At 73.8% G+C, this 21,880-nt stretch carries 27 protein-coding genes; 11 read left to right on the top strand and 16 right to left on the bottom strand.

The features are described 5' to 3' along the window. The coding region (locus tag ACFE60_RS08650; RefSeq protein WP_375388446.1) for a thiamine pyrophosphate-binding protein at positions 1-810 on the bottom strand (810 nt) is incomplete at its 3' end. A gap of 30 nt (positions 811-840) precedes the next feature. Continuing rightward, positions 841-1,200 (bottom strand): PLD nuclease N-terminal domain-containing protein, encoded by a 360-nt coding sequence (locus tag ACFE60_RS08645; RefSeq protein ID WP_375388445.1) that lies wholly within the window; start codon positions 1,198-1,200, stop codon positions 841-843. Between the two features lie 112 nt (positions 1,201-1,312). On the opposite strand from ACFE60_RS08645, the gene ACFE60_RS08640 reads away from it, so the two are divergent. Next, entirely contained in the window at positions 1,313-1,624 is a 312-nt protein-coding gene (locus ACFE60_RS08640) for a DUF4229 domain-containing protein (RefSeq protein ID WP_375388444.1), read from the top strand. On the opposite strand, the gene ACFE60_RS08635 is transcribed toward ACFE60_RS08640, so the two are convergent. From ACFE60_RS08635 to ACFE60_RS08625, 3 genes are all read right to left on the bottom strand, one after another. Continuing rightward, on the bottom strand, positions 1,588-2,553 hold the full coding sequence (locus ACFE60_RS08635) for a 1,4-dihydroxy-2-naphthoate polyprenyltransferase (protein ID WP_375388443.1): 966 nt from the start codon (positions 2,551-2,553) through the stop codon (positions 1,588-1,590). The two genes, ACFE60_RS08640 and ACFE60_RS08635, sit on opposite strands and share 37 nt — an antisense overlap. 106 nt (positions 2,554-2,659) lie before the next feature. Further along, the gene (locus ACFE60_RS08630; RefSeq protein WP_375388442.1) at positions 2,660-3,799 is read right to left on the bottom strand and encodes an AMP-binding protein; all 1,140 of its coding nucleotides are present in this window, start codon (positions 3,797-3,799) and stop codon (positions 2,660-2,662) included. A 13-nt stretch (positions 3,800-3,812) separates the two neighbouring features. Beyond that, a complete protein-coding gene (locus ACFE60_RS08625) occupies positions 3,813-4,703 on the bottom strand; it encodes a 1,4-dihydroxy-2-naphthoyl-CoA synthase (RefSeq protein ID WP_375388441.1) in 891 nt (296 codons plus the stop codon). A 31-nt stretch (positions 4,704-4,734) separates the two neighbouring features. Between ACFE60_RS08625 and ACFE60_RS08620 the strand changes: the two genes are divergently transcribed. Next, entirely contained in the window at positions 4,735-5,709 is a 975-nt protein-coding gene (locus ACFE60_RS08620; protein WP_375388440.1) for an o-succinylbenzoate synthase, read from the top strand. A gap of 146 nt (positions 5,710-5,855) precedes the next feature. Here the strand turns inward: ACFE60_RS08620 and ccsB are convergent, their stop codons facing one another. The 5 genes from ccsB to ACFE60_RS08595 all read right to left on the bottom strand — a co-directional run bounded on the left by ccsB (position 5,856) and on the right by ACFE60_RS08595 (position 10,450). Further along, complete coding sequence (gene ccsB, locus ACFE60_RS08615) at positions 5,856-6,863, bottom strand: c-type cytochrome biogenesis protein CcsB (protein WP_375388439.1); 1,008 nt, start codon at positions 6,861-6,863, stop codon at positions 5,856-5,858. 78 nt (positions 6,864-6,941) lie between these two features. Further along, entirely contained in the window at positions 6,942-8,543 is a 1,602-nt protein-coding gene (locus ACFE60_RS08610) for a cytochrome c biogenesis protein ResB (RefSeq protein ID WP_375388438.1), read from the bottom strand. Then, positions 8,527-9,246, bottom strand: coding sequence for a cytochrome c biogenesis CcdA family protein (locus ACFE60_RS08605; RefSeq protein WP_375388437.1), 720 nt, complete (start codon positions 9,244-9,246; stop codon positions 8,527-8,529). Before ACFE60_RS08605 ends, ACFE60_RS08610 begins: the two co-directional genes overlap by 17 nt. Then, a complete protein-coding gene (locus tag ACFE60_RS08600; RefSeq protein WP_375388436.1) occupies positions 9,243-9,824 on the bottom strand; it encodes a TlpA family protein disulfide reductase in 582 nt (193 codons plus the stop codon). Before ACFE60_RS08600 ends, ACFE60_RS08605 begins: the two co-directional genes overlap by 4 nt. Then, positions 9,821-10,450, bottom strand: a complete 630-nt coding sequence (locus ACFE60_RS08595; RefSeq protein WP_375388435.1) for a histidine phosphatase family protein — start codon at positions 10,448-10,450, stop codon at positions 9,821-9,823. Before ACFE60_RS08595 ends, ACFE60_RS08600 begins: the two co-directional genes overlap by 4 nt. Positions 10,451-10,558: 108 nt before the next feature. Here ACFE60_RS08595 and aspS point away from each other — a divergent pair, with 108 nt between their 5' ends. Together aspS and ACFE60_RS08585 are read left to right on the top strand one after the other, a co-directional pair. Beyond that, complete coding sequence (aspS, locus tag ACFE60_RS08590; RefSeq protein ID WP_375388447.1) at positions 10,559-11,854, top strand: aspartate--tRNA(Asn) ligase; 1,296 nt, start codon at positions 10,559-10,561, stop codon at positions 11,852-11,854. A 64-nt stretch (positions 11,855-11,918) separates the two neighbouring features. Then, positions 11,919-13,172 (top strand): AI-2E family transporter, encoded by a 1,254-nt coding sequence (locus ACFE60_RS08585; RefSeq protein ID WP_375388434.1) that lies wholly within the window; start codon positions 11,919-11,921, stop codon positions 13,170-13,172. A gap of 14 nt (positions 13,173-13,186) precedes the next feature. Here the strand turns inward: ACFE60_RS08585 and ACFE60_RS08580 are convergent, their stop codons facing one another. Continuing rightward, positions 13,187-13,462, bottom strand: a complete 276-nt coding sequence (locus ACFE60_RS08580) for a glutaredoxin family protein (RefSeq protein WP_375388433.1) — start codon at positions 13,460-13,462, stop codon at positions 13,187-13,189. A 41-nt stretch (positions 13,463-13,503) separates the two neighbouring features. Between ACFE60_RS08580 and ACFE60_RS08575 the strand changes: the two genes are divergently transcribed. Both ACFE60_RS08575 and ACFE60_RS08570 read left to right on the top strand, forming a co-directional pair. After that, on the top strand, positions 13,504-13,968 hold the full coding sequence (locus ACFE60_RS08575) for a GNAT family N-acetyltransferase (RefSeq protein WP_375388432.1): 465 nt from the start codon (positions 13,504-13,506) through the stop codon (positions 13,966-13,968). A gap of 7 nt (positions 13,969-13,975) precedes the next feature. Continuing rightward, positions 13,976-14,719: an HAD family hydrolase gene (locus ACFE60_RS08570; RefSeq protein WP_375388431.1), complete on the top strand. Its 744-nt coding sequence runs from the start codon at positions 13,976-13,978 to the stop codon at positions 14,717-14,719. A gap of 37 nt (positions 14,720-14,756) precedes the next feature. Here ACFE60_RS08570 and ACFE60_RS08565 read toward each other — a convergent pair whose 3' ends face one another. The 3 genes from ACFE60_RS08565 to ACFE60_RS08555 form a co-directional block, all read right to left on the bottom strand. Further along, complete coding sequence (locus ACFE60_RS08565) at positions 14,757-14,855, bottom strand: 30S ribosomal protein bS22 (RefSeq protein ID WP_003792170.1); 99 nt, start codon at positions 14,853-14,855, stop codon at positions 14,757-14,759. Positions 14,856-14,959: 104 nt separating this feature from the next. Then, positions 14,960-15,160, bottom strand: coding sequence for a helix-turn-helix domain-containing protein (locus ACFE60_RS08560; RefSeq protein WP_375388430.1), 201 nt, complete (start codon positions 15,158-15,160; stop codon positions 14,960-14,962). Between the two features lie 82 nt (positions 15,161-15,242). Beyond that, positions 15,243-15,668 carry an ArsR/SmtB family transcription factor gene (locus tag ACFE60_RS08555; protein WP_375388429.1) on the bottom strand — a complete coding sequence of 142 codons (426 nt, stop codon included), beginning with the start codon at positions 15,666-15,668 and terminating at the stop codon, positions 15,243-15,245. A gap of 120 nt (positions 15,669-15,788) precedes the next feature. Here ACFE60_RS08555 and ACFE60_RS08550 point away from each other — a divergent pair, with 120 nt between their 5' ends. Then, on the top strand, positions 15,789-16,085 hold the full coding sequence (locus ACFE60_RS08550; RefSeq protein ID WP_375388428.1) for a hypothetical protein: 297 nt from the start codon (positions 15,789-15,791) through the stop codon (positions 16,083-16,085). A gap of 15 nt (positions 16,086-16,100) precedes the next feature. On the opposite strand, the gene ACFE60_RS08545 is transcribed toward ACFE60_RS08550, so the two are convergent. Beyond that, complete coding sequence (locus tag ACFE60_RS08545) at positions 16,101-16,556, bottom strand: nucleoside deaminase (RefSeq protein WP_375388427.1); 456 nt, start codon at positions 16,554-16,556, stop codon at positions 16,101-16,103. Positions 16,557-16,609: 53 nt separating this feature from the next. Here ACFE60_RS08545 and upp point away from each other — a divergent pair, with 53 nt between their 5' ends. The 4 genes from upp (at position 16,610) to ACFE60_RS08525 (ending at position 21,369) form a co-directional block, all read left to right on the top strand. Then, on the top strand, positions 16,610-17,251 hold the full coding sequence (upp, locus tag ACFE60_RS08540) for a uracil phosphoribosyltransferase (protein ID WP_375388426.1): 642 nt from the start codon (positions 16,610-16,612) through the stop codon (positions 17,249-17,251). 272 nt (positions 17,252-17,523) lie between these two features. Then, entirely contained in the window at positions 17,524-18,198 is a 675-nt protein-coding gene (locus ACFE60_RS08535; RefSeq protein WP_375388425.1) for a winged helix-turn-helix domain-containing protein, read from the top strand. 361 nt (positions 18,199-18,559) lie between these two features. Continuing rightward, a complete protein-coding gene (locus ACFE60_RS08530) occupies positions 18,560-19,987 on the top strand; it encodes a cryptochrome/photolyase family protein (protein ID WP_375388424.1) in 1,428 nt (475 codons plus the stop codon). Positions 19,988-20,148: 161 nt separating this feature from the next. After that, the gene (locus ACFE60_RS08525) at positions 20,149-21,369 is read left to right on the top strand and encodes an LCP family protein (RefSeq protein WP_375388423.1); all 1,221 of its coding nucleotides are present in this window, start codon (positions 20,149-20,151) and stop codon (positions 21,367-21,369) included. Between the two features lie 120 nt (positions 21,370-21,489). Here the strand turns inward: ACFE60_RS08525 and ACFE60_RS08520 are convergent. After that, positions 21,490-21,880: glycosyltransferase family 9 protein (locus ACFE60_RS08520; RefSeq protein WP_375388422.1), on the bottom strand; the 391-nt coding region annotated here is incomplete at its 5' end.

Here is a 21,880-nt window from a genome sequence, read left to right as displayed (position 1 = left end):
GACGACGGCGCGCTCTACGCGGCCGCCCAGCTGCGGGTCGTCCAGCAGCCGCCGGTACGCGCCGACGAGCTGCGGGCCGAACCGGGCCCCGCTCGACACCTCCGCGAGCAGCGGCGCGTCCGCGGCCCGCGCGAACGCCTCCGCCTGCTCACCCGCCTTGTCGCCCGCGATCACGACCGTGCGCGGCCCGGGCTCGATCACGAGCGGCGCGGCGGGAGGCGCGGCGAGGGCGAGGGGGCCGCCGAGGGGTCCGACCGGCTCGGGTTCCCCGGACAGGGGCTCGCGGTAGGCGAGGTTCAGCTGCACGGGCTGCCGCGTCGTGATCGCCGCGGCCCAGGCGCGCTCGGCGACCCCCTCCGCGGCCGCGACGTCCTGCGCCGTGCGCGGCGCGGGCACGTCGACCACCTCGGCGACGGCGGCGGCGAAGGCGCCCGGCTGCACCGTGGTCTGGTTCGAGCCCGTGCCGCGCAGCTCCGCCGGCCGGTCGGCGGTGAGCAGCAGCATGGGCACGCCCGCGTGGTGCGCCTCCAGCACCGCGGGATGCAGCTCGGCCACGGCCGTGCCGGAGGTGACGACGACCGCGACCGGCGTGCCCGTCTCGATCGCGAGGCCCAGCGCGGTGAAGCCCGCGACCCGCTCGTCGATGCGGACGTGGAGGCGCAGCGCACCCGCGCGATCGAGGGCCGCGGCAGCGAGCGCGAGGGCCTGGGAGCGCGAGCCCGGCGCGACGACGACGTGCCGCAGGCCGAGCCCGGCCAGCCGGCCGAGCAGCCGCGCGGCGGCGGCACCGGCGGGCGACGCCTCACCCACGGCAGCCGACCACCCGTCGAGGGTAGGGCGTCAGCGACGCCCTCCGTCGCCGTCGTCGTCGGCGTCCGAGTCCAGGTTCGCGAGCTCCTGCTCGAGGTCCTCCCAGCGCGTCGTGTCCGCGACCGGCGGCAGCGCCGGGCGGGACGGCCGCAGGAACGACGGGTCGTCCTCCGGGCCCATCACCCTGATCGTGGGGCGCGGGGAGGAGGGGCCGCGGCCGACGAGCAGCCAGAGCAGCGGACCCGCGATCGGCAGCAGGAGGGCGACAAGGATCCAGGCCCATCGCGGCAGGCCGCGCACGCGGCGCCGCTCCGTCAGCGCGCAGTCGACGATCGCGAACACGCCGAGCACCGTCGCCGCGATCGCCGCGAACACCAGGACTCGCGCCATGGCGGCAACTGTACGTGCGCGTCAGGCCGACACGGCGCCGACGGGGTGACCAGCGCATTGGAATCCGCTGTGGAGGAGCGGGTTGCGGCCCCGCGCCTACACTCGACGCGTCATGTCCGGCCGGCGTCCCTCCCTCCCGCTCGCGTTCGCGGCGTACTCGGCGCTGCGGCTGCTGGTGTTCGTCGTGCCGCTGCTCGTCGTCTGGGGCCTGAGCGGCAACCTCGCCGTCGCCGCGGTGATCGCGGCGGTCATCGGTCTCGCGCTGTCGTTCATCCTGCTCGACCGGCAGCGCGGCGTCTTCGCCTCCGGCCTGCAGCAGCGCGCGGGCACCCGCCGCCGGATCACCGACGAGACGGTCGAGGACGAGCTGGCCGAGGACGCCGGCGATCAGAGCACGAGCGCGGCGGCCAGCCCCAAGCCGTAGACGAGCGCGGTCATGCCGGTCAGGCTGAGCGCGAGGATCAGCTCCCGCGCCGTCCTGCCCGTCGCGGTGATCAGCACTGCGGGCACCGCGAGCAGCAGGACCAGGAAGACCAGCGCGGCCAGCGGGTAGAAGAGCAGCAGGTAGCCGACGACCAGGAACGGCACCGCCATGAGGACGCCGAACAGGATCCGGCTGCCGCGCGCGCCGATCCGGACGCTGAGGGTGCGCTTGCCCGCCGCGCGGTCCTGCTCGATGTCGCGCAGGTTGTTGACGACGAGCACGGCTGCGGCGATGCAGCCGATCGCGACCGCGCAGAACCACGTCTCGGCGGTCGTGGTGCCGGCGATCACGTAGCTGGTGCCCGCGGTGGCGGCGAGGCCGAAGAACACGAACACGGCGATCTCGCCGAAGCCGGCGTAGCCGTACGGGCGCCTGCCCCCGGTGTAGAACCACGCTGCGGCGATCGCGGCCGCGCCGACGGCGAGCAGCCACCAGTGCTGGGTCAGCACGACGAGCGCCAGGCCCGCGACGGCCGCCAGCGCGAAGCAGACGACGGCGACGACCAGCACCGTGCGGGGCTTCGCCGCGCCGGAGGCGGTCAGCCGCGACGGGCCGACGCGGAAGCGGTCGGTGCCGCGCACGCCGTCCGAGTAGTCGTTCGCGAAGTTCACGCCGATCTGCAGCAGCAGCGCGACCGCGAGCGCGAGGACCGGCAGCCACCAGTGCTCCCCGACGAAGGCCAGCGACTCCCGGTCGGTGGCGACGGCGCCGGTGCCGAGGGCGACGGGCGCGATCGCCAGCGGCAGGGTGCGGGGGCGGGCGGCGCCGATCCAGCCGCCGACGCCGGCTCGGCGCCGCCCCTCCGCCTTCGGGGGCGCGCCGGGACGCCTCCGCACGGGGGGCCGCTTCGTCGTGCTCGCCTTCGCCACGGCCGCACATCCTAGAGAGGTCGGGCATGCCGACTTGCTCGTTCAGGCCCGATCTACGACGCGCCGCTGCCGGAGCGCCGCGCGACGGCGTGTCCGGAGAACAGCCTTAACGAGGAACCCGGGAGGCGGCGAGGGCTGCGAGCGCGCGACGGTCGGGCTTGCCGGAGGCGAGCAGCGGGATCGCCTCCACCACCACCACCCGGCGGGGCGCGGCCGCCCGGCCGAGCGTCGCGGCGACCGCGCCCCGCACCGCTGCCAGGTCGACCGCCGTCGTCGCGATCACGACCGGGACCTCGCCCCACTCCGGGTCGGCTGCGCGCACGACGAGGGCGTCGCGCAGGCCCGGGATCGCCTGCACCGCCCGCTCGACCAGCCCGAGCGACACCTTCTCGCCGCCGGTGACGACCACGTCGTCCAGCCGTCCGGTGATCGAGAGCCGCTCGCCGTCCCAGTCCCCCGCGTCGCCCGTGCGGTACCAGCGGCGGCCCGGCTCGTCGAGGAAGGCAGCGGCCGTCCGCTCGGGCTGCCCCAGATAGCCCTCGGCGAGCATCGGCCCGGACAGCTGCGCCTCCCCGTCGCGCAGCCGCACCTCGACGCCCGCCAGCGGCACCCCGTCGTAGACGCAGCCGCCTGCGGTCTCGGAGGCGCCGTAGGTGCGGCGCACGGGGACGCCGACCGCGTCGGCGCGGTCCGCGAGGTCGTCCGCGAGCCGCCCCCCGCCGACGAGCACGGCGTCGAGCGCGTGGATCGCCGCGCGGACCTCGTGGTCGCCCGCCTCCGCGGCCGCGACGAGCCGGTGCAGCTGCGTCGGCACCAGCGCGGGGTACCGCCGCCGGTCGGGCGGCAGCGCCAGCACCGTGCGCGCGAAGCCCTCCGCCGTGAACGGTCCGGGCGGGATCGGCAGCGGCTCGCCGCCCGCCGCGATCGCCCGCACGACCACCTGCAGCCCGGCGATGTAGTGCCCCGGCAGCGCGAGCACCCAGGCGCCCGGCCCGCCGAGCGCGCTCCCGGTCGCCGCCGCGGAGGCGAGCAGCGCGCGCGCCGAGACCGCGACCGCCTTCGGCTCACCGCTGGTGCCGGAGGTGCGCACCACCACCGCGACGGGCAGCGGCACCCGATCCGGGACCTCGAACGCGGCGGCCGCCGGGTCGACCGGCAGGATCGCTGGCCCGGTGCCGTCGAGCGCGGCCCGCACGGCCGGGACCAGGACGTCCGGCTGCGCGGCGATCCGCGCGAGGTCCCGCATCAGGCCGCGCCCGTCAGTAGCTGTACGGGTGGCCGGACCAGTCCGGGTCCCGCTTCTCGAGGAACGCGTCGCGGCCCTCCTGCGCCTCCTCGGTGCCGTAGGCGAGCCGCGTCGCCTCCCCCGCGAACAGCTGCTGGCCGACCAGCCCGTCGTCCACGGCGTTGAACGCGTACTTCAGCATCCGGATCGCGGTGGGCGACTTGCCGAGGATCTCGCGCGCCCACTCGATGCCGGTCGCCTCGAGCTCGGCGTGCGGCACGACGGCGTTCACTGCGCCCAGCTCGTAGGCGCGCTGCGCCGAGTACTCGCGAGCGAGGAAGAACACCTCCCGCGCGTTCTTCTGCCCGATCTGCCGGGCGAAGTAGGCGCTGCCGTACCCGGCGTCGAAGGAGCCGACGTCCGCGTCGGTCTGCTTGAAGCGGCCGTGCTCGGCGGAGGCGATCGTCAGGTCGCAGACCACGTGCAGGGAGTGCCCGCCGCCCGCCGCCCAGCCGGGGACGAGGGCGAGAACGACCTTGGGCATGAACCGGATCAGCCGCTGCACCTCGAGGATGTGGAGGCGCCCGCCGCTGGGGCCGGCGGTCTCGCCCTCGTACCGGTAGCCGTCGCGACCGCGGATGCGCTGGTCGCCGCCGGAGCAGAACGCCCAGCCGCCGTCCTTCGGGCTCGGCCCGTTCCCGGTGAGCAGCACGGCGCCGACCGCCGGGTCGGTGCGGGCGTCCTCGAGCGCGCGGTACAGCTCGTCGACGGTCCGAGGCCGGAACGCGTTGCGCACCTCCGGCCGGTCGATCGCGATGCGGACGATGCGGCCGTCCGTGCTGCGGTGCGCGGTCACGTCGGTGAAGCCCTCGCCGACCTCGGATGGGACCCACGCCTCGGGGTCGAAGAGCTCCGAGACCGGCATGCGCCCCAGGGTAGGGGCGGAGGATGGACGGGTGCTGCCGGACGTCGACGACCTGCTGGGGACGATCCGGGTGGTGGCGCTGCCGCTCGTGACCCGGTTCCGCGGCATCGCGGTGCGGGAGGCCGCGCTGCTCGAGGGGCCCGAGGGGTGGACCGAGTTCGCGCCCTTCCCGGAGTACGACGACGCGGAGTCGGCGCGCTGGCTGGCCGCCGCGATCGAGTACGGCTGGCAGCGGCCGCCTGCCGCGCGCCGCACCGAGATCACGGTGAACGCGACCGTGCCGGCGGTGCCCGCCGCCGAGGTGCCGGGCGTGCTGGCGCGCTTCCCCGGCTGCCGGACGGCGAAGGTGAAGGTCGCAGAGCCCGGCTCCTCGCTCGACGACGACGTCGCCCGGGTCCGCGCGGCGCGCGACGTGCTGGGGCCGGAGGGGCGGATCCGCGTCGACGCGAACGCGGCCTGGAACGTCGACGAGGCGGAGCGCGCGCTGCGCCTGCTGTCCCCCGCCGACCTCGAGTACGCCGAGCAGCCCTGCTCGACGGTCGAGGAGCTGGTCGATCTGCGCCGCCGCACCAAGGATCTGCGGGTGCCGATCGCGGCGGACGAGTCGATCCGCCGGTCGGCCGATCCGCACCGCGCGGGCGCCGCGGTCGACGTGGTGATCGTGAAGGCGGCGCCGCTCGGCGGCATCGAGTCGGCCCTCGGCCTCGCGCGGATGCTCAGCAGGCCCGCGGTCGTCTCGTCCGCGCTCGACACCTCCGTCGGGCTCGGCATGGGGGCGCACCTGGCGGCCGCGCTGCCGCGGCTGCCGTACGACTGCGGGCTGGGCACCGCGGCGCTGCTCGCCGCCGATGTCACCGACGACCCGCTGCGGCCGGAGGGCGGCGTCATCCCCGTGCGCCGGGTCGTCCCCTCCCTCGCGCTGCTCGACCGCTGGTCGGCGGACGCCGAGCGCACCGCGTGGTGGGCGGACCGCCTCCGCCGCACGCACGCGGCGCTGGCCGGCTGAGCCGCGTCCCACAGGGCTCCGGGGAGCACGTCAGCAGGAAGAACCGAGCACTTCAGCAGGAGGAGTTCACCTCAGCAGGAAGAATCCGCCGGGATCTTCCTGCTGATGCGAGTTCTTCCTGCTGAAGTGCTCGCCGACAGGAGCGCTCAGCTGCCGCCGGTACCCGTGGGCAGGCCGCTGTAGGAGTGCAGGCCGTGGAAGAACACGTTCACGACGCCGAAGTTGAAGAGGATGCAGGCGTAGCCGATCAGGTTCAGCCAGGCGGAGCCGGTGCCGCGCCAGCCCAGGGTCGCGCGGGCGTGGAGGTAGCCGGCGTAGACGACCCAGATGATGAACGTCCACACCTCCTTGGTGTCCCAGCCCCAGTAGCGGCCCCACGCGTGGTTGGCCCAGATCGCGCCGGCGATCAGCGTGAAGGTCCACAGGATGAACCCGACGACGCTGATCCGGTACGCCAGGTTCTCGAGGCGGTCCGCGTCGGGGATCGTGGCCAGCAGCCGCAGGCGCTCGCCGCGGCCCGCCTCCGAGCGGCGGCGGCGCAGCACCTGCAGCAGCTGGGCCGCGGAGAGCGCGGCCGCGAGCGTGAAGAAGCCGGTGCCGAGCATCGCCACGAGCACGTGCAGCACGAGCCAGTACGACTGCAGGGCGGGCGGCAGCGGCGACACCGCGACGTGGAAGCCGACGGTCGCGATGCCGAGCAGGATCACGACGAAGCCGGAGATCGCGGCGCCGAGGAAGCGCAGGTCGACGCGGGTCAGCGCGATGAGGAAGACGAGGACCATGATCAGCGCCCCGGTCATCGCGAACTCGTACATGTTCGCCCACGGCACGCGGCCCGCGGCGACCCCGCGCAGCAGCGCGGCGCCGGCGTGCAGCACCAGGCCGACGGCCATCAGCGCGATGCCCGTCCGGGCCGCGGGACGGCGGACCGGACGATCGGCCTCGGGCGGCGCGGGCGGCGCCGCGACCAGCACGGCGGTGGCGCCGGAGGCCGCCGCATCGACGCGGTCCGCGCCGCGGACGAGCGGCACCGCTGCCTGCGCCTCCGCCGAGCGCCGGGCGAGGTCGAGCGCGAAGGCGATGAAGGCGATCAGGTAGACGGCGATCGCCGAGACGAGCAGCAGCTCCGAGATCTGATCGAGCGGGTTCACCACGCGAGCAGCCTAAGCGCCTCGGCGCCGCCCGGCTGCGGGGATCGGCGCACGATCAGGTGCCGTGCACCCCCTGCGACGTCAGGCATCGACGGGCTCCCGGAAGGCGGCGGGCAGCGCGGCCCGATGCGCCCGCTCCAGCTCCGCGACCGCGCGCGCGAGGTTCGGGTCGTCGCCGCGGGCGAGGCCGGCGTACTCGACGACGATCCCGTCCCCCTCCTCGCGCACCTTCACCCACAGGCGGCGCCGCGGCACGAGCAGCGACGCGATCAGCCCGATGACCGCGAGCGCGACGAACAGCGCCACCAGGCCCTGCGACGGGTCGTGGTGGATGTCGAACGCGGCGAACCGGGTGATCCCGTCGAGGGTGACGCTGCCGAGCCCGTCGGGCAGCGTCCTCGTCTGCCCGATCCTCAGCTGCAGCGGGTCCTTGATGCCCATGACCTCCTTCATGCCGGAGGTGTCGAGCTCGTAGACGTTCTTCGGCGTGCCGGAGTTCAGGCCCACGTCGCCCTCGAACACCTGCATGGACAGCAGGCTCTGCGTCCCGGCGCTCGGGAAGATGGAGGCGAACGAGCCGTCGGTGCGCTCCGCCGCGGTCGGGTACAGGAACCCGACCATGCCGATCTGCTTCCTCTGGTCCGTGGTGTCCGGCACCTTCACCACGCCGAGGGACGTCATCAGCGTGTCCTGCGGCTGGAACGGGACGGCGCCCTGGAAGGCGACCGAGCCGTCCGCGTTCTTCACGGTGATGATCGGGGCGTAGCCGTTGCCGAGCAGGTAGACGCTCGTGCCGGCGACCTCGAGCGGCGAGTTGACCTTGATCGTGCCCTGCCGCGGCGTGCCGCCCGGCAGCAGCGTCGTGACGTGCGCGGTGTAGTCGATCGCCTGGCCGAGGGCGTCGATGTTCTGCTTCTCGTACGTCACGTCGAGCCGGTCGAGCCGCAGCGAGTACGGGGCCAGCGAGTCGTCCGTGAAGAACCGGCCGGGCGTCAGCGAGTCGTACTGCGTCTGGCCGTTGACGAACGTCTCCCCGGTCGTCAGCACCTTCTGCCCCGTGTAGGTGAACCCGCCGCCGAAGAAGACCGCGACGAGCACCCCCACCAGCGCGGAGTGGAACAGCAGGTTCCCGGTTTCACGCAGGTATCCGCGCTCGGCCGACACGCTCCCGTCGTACCGGGCGGTGCGGTAGCGCAGGCGCCGCAGCACGCGCTCGGCGGCGTCGACCGCTTCCGCGGCCCCCGCCCCGGCGAGGTGGGCCGTGGAGGAGGACGGCAGCTGCGCGAAGCGGGACGGCGTGCGCGGCGGCGCCTTCCGCATCGCCGTCCAGTGGTGCCGGAGGCGCGGGACGACGCAGCCGACGAGGGAGATGAAGAGCAGCAGGTAGATCGCGGAGAACCAGAAGGAGGAGTAGACGTCGAAGCCCTGCAGCGCCTCGACGACCTTCGTGAGCCCGGGGTTGCTCTGCTGGTACTGGATGACCCCGTTCGGATCGCTCGAGCGCTGCGGGATCAGCGAGCCGGGCACCGCGGCGATGGCGAGGGCGAGCAGCAGCAGCAGCGCGACCCGCATGCTCGTGAGCGTCCGCCACGCCCAGCGCAGCCAGCCGACGAACCCGAGGCGGGGGTTCACGACCGCGGCGTCGTCCGCGAACGCGTTCTGCGCGTCAGATGGGCGAGACATAGCCGCCCATCCAGGACTGCAGCCCGGAGACGGCGACGCCCCACACGCCGGTGACCATGAGCACGCCGAGCACGACGAGCAGCCCGCCCCCGGCGAGGTTGATCGCGCGGACGTGCCGCCGCAGCAGCGCCACCGCGCCGGTGGCCCAGCCGAAGCCGATCGCGATCAGCACGAACGGCAGCCCGAGCCCGATCGAGTAGCAGACGGCGAGCACGGAGGCGGTGCCGAGCGAGCCGCTGGTGAGCGCGAGCGAGTTGATCGTCGCGAGCATCGGCCCGAGGCACGGGGTCCAGCCGACCGCGAAGACCGCGCCCAGCACCGGCGCGCCGATCAGGCCGGTCCGCGGCCGCCACTCCGGCGCGAGGCGTCGCTGCAGCGGGCCGAGGCCGCCGATGAACACCACCCCGAGCGCGATCACGACCACGCCGGCGATCCGGGTGATCTGGTCCTGGTACTGCAGCAGGACGTAGCCGGCGGCCGCGAACACGACGGAGGTGAGCACGAACACCAGCGAGAAGCCGAGCACGAACAGCGCGGCGCCGAGCACGACCCGCCCGCGCGCCCGGTCGCCGCTGCGGTCCACGCCGCCGACGTACCCGAGGTAGCCAGGCACGAGCGGCAGCACGCAGGGGGAGGCGAACGACAGCGCGCCGGCCGCGATGGCGACCGGCACGCCGAGCAGCAGGCCGCCGGCGGGGTTCACGCGGCCTGCCCGTCCACCGCGTCCTGGATCAGCGTCGTCAGGATGGACTCGTCCGCGCCGCCGACGACCCGTGCGACGACGCGCCCCTTCCGGTCGAGCACGAGCGTCGACGGCACCGCCTTCGGCGAGCGGTTCGCCGCGAAGGCCAGCTGCACGGCGGCGCCCTGCTCCTGGTCCACGATGCTCGGGTAGGCCGACCGGTAGGTCCGCTCGAACCCCGCGGCCGTCCCGCGGTCGTCGCTGACGTTGACCCCGACGAACTGCACGCCGTCGCTCTTGAACGCGTCAGCCAGCGTGTTCAGCGTCGGCGCCTCCTTCCGGCACGGCGGGCAGCCCGCGTACCAGAAGTTCACGACGACGACCTGGCCCAGGTGGTCCTCGGAGGAGAAGGAGGTGTTCTCCACGGTCGTGCCCGAGAACGCGACCGGGTCGGTCGTGGGGTGCTCCCACTCCGTGATCGTGCCGTCGCCGGAGATGTACCCGGGGCCGCTCGTCGTGCCTTGCGCCCCCGCCTCCGTGCAGCCGGTGAGCAGCAGGAGGGCGGCGACGCCGCCGGCCAGCAGCCGCCCGCGCCTCACGCCGCGCCCTCGTCGACCGCGCCGACGGTCGCGGCGGGGTCCTCGTACCCGATCTCCACCACGTGGCCGTCGCGGATCGCGAACGAGGTGATGGAGGACAGCGCGCAGCGCCGCCGACGCGGGTCGTGCGCGAGCGGCGCCCCCTCCACGCTGCGGTGCACCATCCAGATCGGCAGCTGGTGGCTCACGATCACGACGTCGTGGTCCGGGTCGCCGTCGCGCAGCGCCTCCAGCACCACGGAGCGCATCCGGTCCCGCACCGCGGTGAACGGCTCGCCCCAGGTGGGCCGCAGGGGGTTGCGGAACAGCAGCAGCTCCTGCGGGTGCCGCCGCACGCTCTCCTTCACCGCGCGGCCCGCGAAGCGGTTCCACGACTCGATGGTGCGCTCGTCGGGCTCGATCGGCAGCCCGAACCGGTCGGCGATCGGCTGCGCGGACTGCTGCGTGCGCAGCAGCGGGGAGGCGATCAGCCGGGTGACCGGCTCGGCCGCGAGGCGGTCGGCGGTCGTCGCGGCCATCGCCGCGCCGCGGGCGGACAGCCGGAACTCCGGGAGCCGCTCGTAGACGACGCCCGCCGGGTTGTGCACCTCGCCGTGACGGACGAGGTGCAGGGCTCTGGCGACCACCCCGGCAGTGTAGGGAGCGCGTCTCCACCCGAGCGCCACAAGCCGTAGAAAAGTGCCGGATCGAGCCCGGATCCCCCGTCGGTAGGCTGCTGCCCCGTGGACCGCACCCTGATCAGCGAGCTCTCCGCCCTCGACGACGGGCCAGTGGCCGTCGCGGGATGGGTCGAGACCGTGCGGGATCAGAAGAAGGTGCAGTTCGTCGTGCTCCGCGACGAGTCGGGCGCGCTGCAGCTGGTCCGGCCGCGGCCGGAGGGGGACGACGCGATCTCGACCGCGATCTCCGCGCTCACCCTCGGCAGCTTCGTCGCGGTCGAGGGGCAGCTGAAGCACGACGAGCGGGTGAAGCTGGGCGGCATCGAGGTGAAGGTGGACGCCCTCGCGGTCGCGTCGGCCAGCGAGCCCGAGCAGCCCGTCGCCGCCGACTCCTCCATCGACAAGCGGCTCGACCACCGGTTCCTCGACCTGCGCAACCCCGCGAACGCGCTGGTCTTCAGGATCCAGACGACCTTCGAGCACGCCCTGCGCACCTGGTGGGTCGAGCACGACTACATCGAGATCCACACGCCGAAGCTGATGGCGAGCCCGTCCGAGTCCCGCGCGGAGCTGTTCCAGGTGCCGTACTTCGAGACGACCGCCTACCTGTCGCAGAGCCCGCAGCACTTCAAGCAGATGGCCCAGGCCGCCGGCTTCGGGAAGATCTTCGAGATCGCGGACGCGTTCCGGGCCGACCCCTCCTTCACCGCGCGGCACGCGACCGAGTTCACCTCCATCGACGCGGAGATCAGCTGGATCGACAGCCACGAGGACGTGATGGCGATGCAGGAGGCGGTGCTCGTCGCCGGCTTCCAGGCGGTCGCCGCCAAGCACGGCGAGGAGATCGAGCGGCTGCTCGGCCTCACGGTGCAGGTGCCGACGGTGCCGTTCCCGCGCATCCCGCTCGCGGAGGCGATCCGCATCGTCGCCGAGCGCGGGTACATCGTGCCGCGCGCCGACGGCGACCTGGACCCCGAGGGCGAGCGGCGCATCTCCGCCTACGTGCAGGAGGAGTTCGGCCACGACTTCGTGTTCGTCACGGACTACGCGTCCGGGATCCGGCCGTTCTACCACCTGCGGTACGCGGACGACCCGTCGCTCACGAAGAGCTACGACCTGGTCTACCGCGGCACCGAGATCTCCACCGGCGCGCAGCGCGAGCACCGCCTCGACGTGCTGCTCGAGCAGGTCGCGGACAAGGGCCTCGACCCCGCGGAGATGGAGTCGTACCTCGAGTTCTTCCGGTACGGCGTCCCGCCGCACGGCGGCTTCGGCATGGGGCTCGCCCGCCTGCTGATGCTGCTGCTGGAGCGCCCGAGCATCCGCGAGACGACCTACCTGTTCCGCGGGCCGAACCGCTTGAAGCCCTGAGCCCTACCTGGGCGCCCGTTGTGGGTCTGCCGTGCGCCCAGGCGCGTCGGTCAGGATGGCGCGCATGACCGCTACCCCGGGTCCCGACCGCGCCGACGAGGCTCCGGAGCGGACCGATGACGCCGGCCCCCGCGACGACCCGGCCGGCCCGGGGGCGCCGGCCGGCGAGTCGCAGGCGCAGGCCGACCGGTCGCGGCCGCTGGACCACGGCCCGCAGACGCGGGGGCTCGCACCTATCTGGGCGGACACGTTCGGGCGCATCGCGCTGCGCAGCCTGCAGGCGATCATCGTCGTGACGCTCGCGGCCGGGCTCGTCTACGCCGGGATCACGCTCAAGCTCGTCGTGCTGCCGGTCATCATCGCGCTGATCCTCGCGGCGGCGTTCGCGCCGCTGACCGGGGCGCTGAAGCGCCGCCGCGTGCCCGCGCCGATCGCCGCGCTGATCTCGCTCCTGCTCGGCGTCGGGCTGCTGGTCGGGCTGCTGACGATCGTGGGTCTCGCGGTCGCATCCCAGCTCGACACCCTCGTCGACAGCGCGACCAAGGGCTACGGCCAGCTGCAGACGGTCTTGTCGAACGGGTCGCTGCCGATCGACACGAAGCAGATCCAGCAGGCCCAGGAGGCCGCGACCGCCTACCTGAGTAGCGGCGCGTTCGACAGCACGGCCCTGTCCGGGCTCTCCGTGGTGGGCAACCTGCTGACCGGGCTGGTCCTGCTGATCTTCGTGCTGTTCTTCTTCCTGAAGGACGGCCCGATGATCTGGAACTTCCTCATCCGACCGTTCGACGGCGAGCGCCGGGCGCGGGCCGAGCGGATCGGGCACAACAGCATCCGCGTCCTGGGCGGCTACGTCCGCGGCACCGCGCTCGTCGCCGCGATCGACGCGGTGTTCATCGGCGGCACCTCGCTGGTGGCGGGCGTCTCGCTGTGGCCGGCGATCACCGTGCTCGTGTTCGTGACCGCCTTCATCCCCGTCGTCGGCGCGGTCGTCTCCGGCGTCGTCGCGGTGCTGGTCGCGCTGGCGCTCGGCGGGGTCGGTCCGGCGATCGCGGTGGCGATCGCGGTCGTCGTCACGCAGCAGGTCGAGGGCAACGTCCTGCAGCCGATCATCATGGGCAAGACGCTCTCGCTCCACCCGCTGGTGATCCTGCTCGCCCTGACCGCCGGCTCGCTGCTCGGCGGCATCGTCGGGGCGATCCTCTCCACCCCGACGGCCAGCGTCCTCTGGAGCGCCGCCAAGGCGTGGCGCGGCGAGGAGGTCGACGACCGGGGGAAGACGAGGAAGGCCGCGATGTCGGGCGTGGAGCCGACCGCCTGAGCCGGCCCGCCGGTTCAGGCGGAGACGTCGGCGGCGGCCAGCAGGTCCTCGCGCAGCCGGTCGGCGTCGACCTGCCAGCGGTCGTGCAGCGCGGTGCCGATCAGCACCACCGGGATGTCGTCGTGCCAGCGCACGTCGAGGTCCTGGTCGTCGAGGATCGAACGCTCCTCCACCTGCACCGGCACGCCCTCCGCCGCGAGGCCGCCGACGACGGACACGACGACCTCCCGTGCCTCGTCGCACAGGTGGCAGCCCGGCTTGCCGATCAGCGTGAGGGAGGGGGTGAGCACCTCCGCAAGGCTACCGATGCGGCGCGCCGTATCGTGCCGGGATGCCCGTGCCGACGCTGCTGCCCGCCACGCAGGACGACGCGCCGGAGGTGCTGGTGCTGCAGCGGTGCTGCTGGGTGACGGAGGCGGTCGCGAACGGCACGCTCGACATCCCGCCGCTGCACGAGGACCTCGGTGACGTGCGCGGCTGGATCGGCACGGCCTGGGTGCTGCGGGACGGCAGCCGCCTGATCGGCGGGGTCCGCGCGGCACTGGAGGGGGACGCGTGGCACATCGGCCGGCTCATGGTCGCGCCCGACCGCCGCGGCGAGGGGCTCGGCCGGCTGCTGCTCGCGCACATCGAGTCGGTGGCGCCGCAGCAGGTCACCCGGTTCGCGCTGTTCACCGGGGCGGGGAGCACCGCGAACCAGGCGCTGTACGAGCGCGCCGGCTACCGCCGGACCGGCACGGACGGCGTCGTGGTCCACCTGGAGAAGCCGCGCCCGGAGGAGCCGGATCTACACTGAACCGGCGATGAGCGACGCCGACCGAGGATCAGGGCCCCTGCCCGTCGCCGCGTTCTTCGACATCGACAAGACCCTGGTGAACGGCGCGAGCCTGCTGTTCCTCGCCCGCGCCGCCCGATCGCTCGGCATCGTCTCGGTGCGCGACCTGGCGCGGTTCGGCTGGAAGACGGTGCGCTTCCGCAAGCACGGCGAGCAGCTGTCGGTGCTCGACGAGGTGCGCGATCGCGGGATGCAGCTGCTGGCCGGGCAGCGGGCCGACCGCCTCCACGCGCTCGCCGCGCAGGTCGTCGGCCGCATGCAGCCGCGGATCTGGCCCGAGACCCGGGCGCTGCTGCAGGCGCACCTCGACGCGGGCCACGAGGTGTACCTGATCTCGGCGACGCCCGACTTCCTGGCGCAGGAGCTCGCCGCCACGCTCGGCGCGACCGCCGGCATCGGCAGCGGGCTCGAGATCGAGAACGGCGTGTTCACGGGGCGGTTCACCGCAGGCACCATGCACGGGCCTGAGAAGGGCCGTGCCGCCGTGCTGCTGATGGCCGACCACGGCATCGCGTCGGCGGACTGCTACGCGTACAGCGACTCGATCAACGACCTGCCGCTGCTCACCGCGGTCGGCACCGCCGTCGTCGTCAACCCCGATCGGGGTCTCGAGCGGCACGCGCGCTCCGCGGGATGGCGGGTCCTAACCCTCGATCCGGCGAGCATCCGGGCGGAGCGCAGACGCGTCCGCGCGGCGTCGAGGGCGCGCTAGCCGCGTCGTCCGACGGGCCGATGCGCACCCGCGCGGGTCACTTCTTGTTGCGGCGCTGGTGACGCGTCTTGCGCAGCAGCTTGCGGTGCTTCTTCTTGGCCATGCGCTTGCGGCGCTTCTTGATGACCGAACCCATAGGGGACTCCTTCACGTTGCCGGATCGCCCACGCCGACCGGGGTCGGGGCGCGGAAGAGCCCCGACAGTCTAGAACGACGCCGGTGGGCGCCGGGACCGGAGCGTCAGGCGGAGCGGGAGACGTCGACGACGTGCGTCGACATGGCCACCTGCACCGCGGACTGCGGCACCCGGAACGAGCGGCCGAACCGGATCGCGGGCAGATCGCCGGAGTGCACCATCCGGTACACCGTCATGCGCGAGACCCGCATCATGTCGGCGACCTCCGCGACGGTGAGGAAGCGCGCCTCGCTGAGTGCGGCCATGGGTGCCTCCTCGAGCGACGTCGATCACCGCGTGCGGACCCCGGCCACGATACGGGACCCCCGCCCGGCGGTCCAGGGCGGATCAGCGGCGCACGCGGCTCACGATCGCGGCGGCGGTCGATCCGATGCGGACGGCGGCGGTCCGGGCCCTCGGCGTGAGCGGATGGACCGGGGCGAGCCGCGCGACCTCCGCCACGACCGGCTGCACCGGATCGCCGGCAGCGACGGCCGGCTTCACGAACGCGCCGATCCACGCGGCGATCGGCTCGAGGCTCGCGGGCTCGAGCCGGTAGTACCGGTGCTGGCCCTGCTCCCGGACGGCGACGACCTGGAACTCGCGCAGCGTCTTCAGGTGCTTGGACACCGTCGGCTGACTGAGACCGAGCTCGGCGACCAGGGTGCCGACGCTGGCCTCGCCGGACCCGTCGGGCGCCTCCTGCTGCGCGAGCAGGGCCCGCAGCAGCTCGCGCCTCGTGGGATCCGCGATGACGTCGAAGAGGTCCGCCACACGGGGAGCGTATGCGCTCCGCGGCGATCGCACCATGCCGTTCCGTGCATGCGTCCACGTCTTCCGGAGACGTCCGGGGCCGCGCGCCTACACTCGGTTCGCACGACGGAGGTGCACAGCATGAGCGGGTCGGATGCGGCGCAGGCCATCGCCCAGGCGGTCGGCCGGGTGCGGAACGTGCGGACCGTGCCGGTGGTGCGGCTGGCGCACGAGGACGGCACGGAGCGCGCGGTCGTGGTGGTGCGAGTCGGGCTGCCCCCGCTGATGCCGCTCACCGAGGTCGCCACGGTGATCGCGCACGTGCAGCTGACCGTCGCACGACTGGCGCCGGCGGGCGCAGCCGTGCACGTCGAGCCCGACGTGGCGGCGGACGAGGCGACGCCCACGGAGGCGATCGTCATCCGCGCGCTGGAGTGACCGGCCGCGCCTGACTCAGGTCCTGCGGGGCAGGAAGAAGTCGCGCAGCATCGCGGCGCTCTCGTCCGCGCGCACCCCCGCGACGACCTCGACGCCGGTCGGCGGCCGCCGGTCGCGGATCACGTCGAGCACCGACCCGACCGCGCCGGCCTTGTCGTCCCAGGCGCCGTAGACGAGACGGCCGATCCGCGCGGCGAGCAGCGCGCCCGCGCACATCGTGCAGGGCTCGAGGGTGACGACGAGCGTGCAGCCGTCCAGCCGCCACCCGCCGACCGCCTCCGCCGCGGCGCGCAGCGCGACGACCTCCGCGTGGGCGAGCGGGTCGCCCTGCGCCTCGCGCAGGTTGTGCCCGCGCCCGAGCACGCGCCCCTCCCGGTCGAGCACCGCCGCGCCGACGGGCACGTCGCCGGTGCGCGGCGCCAGCGCCGCCTCCTCGAGGGCGAGCCCCATCGCGGCGCGGTCGTCGAGCACGAGTCGCCTCCCGGTCGGTGCCGCCCGGACGGGCGCGTCGATAGCCTGGCACCATGCGCGTGCACGTGGCCGACCATCCCCTCGTGACGCACAAGCTGACGGTGCTGCGGGACCGCGGCACCCCCTCCCCCACCTTCCGCGCGCTCGCGGAGGAGCTCGTGACGCTGCTTGCCTACGAGGCGACCCGCGGCGTCCGCACGGACACCGTGCGGATCGAGACGCCCGTCGGCCCGACGGAGGGCCTCGCGCTCAGCTCCCCCGCCCCGATCGTCGTGCCGATCCTGCGCGCCGGGCTCGGCATGCTCGAGGGGATGGTGAAGCTCGTTCCCACGGCCGAGGTCGGGTTCCTCGGGATGGTGCGGAACGAGGAGACCCTCGAGCCGTCCGTGTACGCGGAGCGCCTGCCCGCCGACCTGTCGGCGCGGCAGTGCTTCGTGCTCGACCCGATGCTCGCGACCGGCGGCAGCCTGATCGCGGCGATCGAGTACCTCTTCGACCGCGGCGCGCGGGACGTGACCGCGGTCTGCCTGATCGCCGCCCCGGAGGGGCTGGCGGCGGTCGAGCGGGCGACGGAGGGCCGGGACGTCACGATCGTGCTCGGCGCGCTCGACGAGCGGCTGAACGAGAAGGGCTACATCGTGCCGGGTCTCGGCGACGCGGGCGACCGGCTGTACGGCACCGTCGCGAACCTGTAGGGCCACCGCCCGCCGCTGCCGGTGGTTGACATGTCCGCTGAACGCCGCCAAGATGCCAGCCATGTCCTCCCTGCGCTGCACGCTCGCCGTTCCGGCACGTCAGGCCTCGCAGTCGATGATGTGCGGTCCCATCGACCGCCGAATGTGTCGCTGACCCCTCGGTAGACGTCCGCCCGGGCATCCGTCCCAGGCCCCTGCGCACCACCGCGCAGCTCCTCCCGCAGCTCAGCATCCCGGCCGTTCCGGCCCGCATTCGAAGGATCCGACACCTCATGTCGCTCACCACCGTCCCCACCGCGTCCACCGCCCGTCCGACCGAGCGCTCCGCGTCGCGCGCCGCGCTCCGCCTCGTGCCCGAAGGCAGCGAGGCCCGCGGCTTCGCCCTCTACGTCGGCGTCGACGAGGAGAAGGCCCGCGCCGCGGGCGTCGACCTCCCGGCGCTCGTCGACGCCCTCCGTCGCCTCACCGCCGAGCTCGTGCCGACCGCCGAGACCTACGCCGCCGTCGCGCTGGCTCCGGCGGGCGCCGGCGGCCGCGACGTGGACATCGTGCGCCGCGCGCTCGCCGACAAGGCGCCGTCCCCGCAGCAGGAGGCGGCCGCCGTGAAGCGCCGCACCGGCCTGACCCTCGACCTCGGCCGCAAGAAGCTGCGGATCGACGGCGAGACCGCGCCGCTCACCTACCGCGAGTTCGAGCTGTTGCAGTTCCTGGTGCTCCGCGAGGGCCGCACGGTGTCGCGGGCCGAGATCATCGACACCCTCTGGGCGGGCGACGAGACCGAGGTGCCGAACGAGCGCACCATCGACGTGCACGTCCGCCGGCTCCGCGCCAAGCTCGGCGGGTACGGCGATGTGGTCCGGACCGTTCGCGGCGGCGGCTACCGCTTCGACCGCCACGCGGACGTCGTGATCCGGTACGGCGAGGGCCCCTCCCCCGACCGGTTCTGAGCCGATCGGGCGGGAGGAACCGGACGGCAGCGGTCTCCTAGGCGGCTCTCAGCGGATCCATGGCTACGACACGCCGTGGGCGCTAGCGCACCGTTACCTGACCGTTATAGATTGCTCTCGCGTCGAACGTTTGCTGTGGCGGACGGCGTGTGTGATTGCAGGACACTCTTGGTGCAAGGGATGAGGGCCGGCCGCCGCCTCTGCGGCCGGCCCTTTCCCATGGCCGCGGCGCCTCGCGGCGTGCGCTGCGTCGCATCGCGGCGCTGAACGCGCTGCTCCATGAGACCCCGTGCTCCTCCCGTCGGCCGTTGCTGAACGGGGGCGCCAGGAGGCGTGAAGGGGGCGCCGATAGGTTGCCCGCATGGCTGCACCCGAAGCCCCCGTCGTCGTCTGGCTGCGTGACGATCTGCGCGTCTCCGACAACCCCGCGCTGCGCGAGGCCGTCGACGCGCACCGCCCCGTCGTCGTCCTGTACGTGCTCGACGACTCCGGCACCCCCAGCCGGCCGCTCGGCGCAGCGAGCCGCTGGTGGCTGCACCACAGCCTCGCCGCCCTCGACGCGTCGCTGCGGAAGCGCGGCGCGCGCCTGCTGCTGCGCCACGGCGACGCCGAGCACGAGGTGCTGGCGGTCCTGCGGGAGACCGGCGCGGCTGCGCTCATGATCAACCGCCGGTACCTGCGGGGCGAGCGGGAGCAGGACGACCGCGTCCGCCGCACCGCGCAGCAGGACGGCGTGGCGGTCACCGACCACCTCGCCTCCCTCCTGCACGAGCCCGGCGACGTGCTGAACGGCGACGGCGAGCGGTTCTCCGTCTTCTCCCCCTTCAACCGCGCCCTGCTCCGCAGCGGCCCGCCGCGGCAGCCGCTGCCTGCGCCGTCGGCGATCGACGGCTGGCCCGGCGACGTGCGCGGGGAGGCGCTCGACGCGCTCGGCCTGCTGCCGACCGCGCCCGACTGGTCCGGCGGGCTCGCCGAGACCTGGCTGCCGGGGGAGAAGGGGGCGCAGCGCCGGCTGGACGAGTTCGTGCACGACCGGATCGGCCGGTACGCCGCGGAGCGCGATCGACCCGCTGCGGAGGCGAGCTCGCGGCTCTCCCCCCACCTGAAGTTCGGCGAGATCAGCCCCTACCAGCTGTGGCACCGGGTGCAGGCCGCTGATGCTCCGGAAGCGGTGAAGGAGAAGTTCCTCGCCGAGCTCGCCTGGCGCGACTTCGACTACGACCTGCTCGACACCCACCCGGACCTCGACCACGTGAACGTGCATCGCGAGTTCGACGCGTTCCCGTGGGCGGAGGTGGACGACGACGTGCTGCGCGCCTGGCAGCAGGGCAGGACCGGGGTGCCGCTGGTGGACGCGGGGATGCGGCAGCTGTGGCAGACGGGCTGGATGCACAACCGGGTGCGCATGGTCACCGCGTCCTTCCTGATCAAGAACCTGCGCTACGACTGGCGGATCGGCGAGCAGTGGTTCTGGGACACGCTCGTAGACGCGGACCCGGCGAACAACACGGCGCAGTGGCAGTGGGTCGCCGGATCCGGCGCCGACGCGGCGCCGTACTTCCGCGTGTTCAACCCCGTGCTGCAGGCCTCGAAGTTCGACCCGGCCGGCGAGTACATCGCCCGCTGGGTGCCGGAGCTGGCGGGGCTCGACGCGAAGGGCCGCCACGAGCCCTGGACGATCGACGGCGACCTGCTCGACGGCGGCGCGCCCGACTACCCGTCGCCCGTCGTCGACCTGAAGCGGTCCCGCCAGGAGGCGCTCGACGCGTACCAGCGGATGCGCGGCTGACTCCTGCGCCACGCGTGTCGCGGGTGCCCCCAGCCCGGGGGCAGCACGGGGGCGCGCCGGTGCGCCTCCTCGGCGACACGCGAACGGGTGCCTACAGTTCCTCCGATCCGGGCCACGACTCCCTCGTGGCGTTCGACGACCGACTTCACGAGGGGACGCGAGTGCAGGACGAGGCCAGAGCCGCCGCGAGGCACGCCGTCGGCGCGACGCGGTCCATCTGGGCGGGCGTCGCGAAGACGCTGCTGGTGATGGTCACCGTGCTCGCCGTCAGCTCCGTCTCGGTCGCCGCCTACGGCCTCTGGCACATCAGCGCGAAGTTCAAGGAGGGCTCGGTCTCCCTCGGCGACGAGCCCATCCCCGGCGTGGCCGCGATCGACGGCGCGTTCAACGTGCTGATGGTCGGCGCGGACAACGCCCCGGGGCAGAAGTCGTTCGGCGAGGCCCGGGACGGCACGCTCAACGACGTCAACATCCTCATCCACGTGTCGGCCAACCACAAGCGGGCGACGGTCGTCAGCCTGCCGCGGGACCTCGTCATCCCGCACCCGCAGTGCACCGACCCGAAGACGGGGGAGGTGTTCTCCGCGATGTCCGCGCAGCCCCTCAACACCGCCTACGGCCGCGGCGGGCTCAGCTGCGTGGTGTCGACGGTGGAGCACCTGACCGGCCTGAACATCCCCTACGCCGCCCTGTTCTCCTTCGAGGGCACGGTCAAGATGGCGGACGCCGTCGGCGGCGTGCCGATCTGCGTCAACAAGGCGATCGACGACCCCGACGCCGGCCTGCGGCTGAAGAAGGGCGTCACCGTCGTCAAGGGGCGGATGGCGCTCGCCTACCTCCGCAGCCGCCACGGCGTCGGCGACGGCAGCGACCTGTCCCGCATCGCGTCCCAGCAGGCGTACATGTCGTCGCTGATGCGGAAGATGACCTCCTCGGGCACGCTGTCGGACTTCCCGACGCTCTACAAGCTGGCGAGCGCGACCGCCGACAGCATCACCCTGTCCGAGTCGCTGGCCGACCCGGACACCATGGTGCGGATGGCCGTGGCGCTGAAGTCGGTGGACCTGGACCGGATGGTCTTCGTGCAGTACCCGTCGGCTGAGGACCCGTACGACGCGAACAAGGTGGTGCCGAACACCGCGCTGGCGACGACCCTGATGGATCGCGTGCAGCAGGACGCGCCCATCCGCCTCGACAAGGACGCGCTGGGGCTCAGCACGAAGCTCGAGAGGTCGAAGGCCGAGAAGGCGGCGAAGGCGACCGGGTCGCCGACCGCGAGCCCCTCCCCCTCCGCGTCGGCGACCGCCGATCCGGACGTCCTCGCCGGCCTGCGCGGCCAGACCGCCGCGGAGCAGACCTGCTCGGTCGCATTCGGCAGCTGACCCGCGGGGGTTCGCGGATCCGGATTCCTCTCGCGGATCCGGATGGAACTCGCGACACGCCGCGCTCGGGGCCTCCGGAGACGGCGTGTCGGCCGATCGATCCGGATCCGCGAGAGGTGCTCAGGCGGTGAGCGCGGCGAGGACGCCGTCGGGGCGGATGTCGCGCATGCACGCCGGCTCGTGGTCGGCCGTCAGCGGGCAGCGGCCGGTCCACCAGCACTCCTGCTCGGTGATCGCCGTCGGCCGCCGCACCGGGCATCCGGGCAGCCCCTGCAGGTTGACGGCTTCGTCCCGGTACCCGTAGCGCGCGGCGACCGTCGGCCCGAACAGCCCGACGACGGGCAGGCCGGAGGCGGACGCGAGGCGCACCGGCCCGGTGTCCCCGCCGACCGCTCGCCCGCCGCGATCGGCGGCCGCCGCGCACACCGCGGCGAGCGCGCGCAGCGGCAGCTCGGGAGCCGCGACCGCGCCGGCGGCCGTGAGGGCGGCCCGCTGCTCCGCGACCCGCGAC

Source organism: uncultured Amnibacterium sp., assembly GCF_964245895.1.
GTDB lineage: Bacteria > Actinomycetota > Actinomycetes > Actinomycetales > Microbacteriaceae > Amnibacterium.
This window is presented reverse-complemented; position numbering and strand designations above follow the sequence as displayed.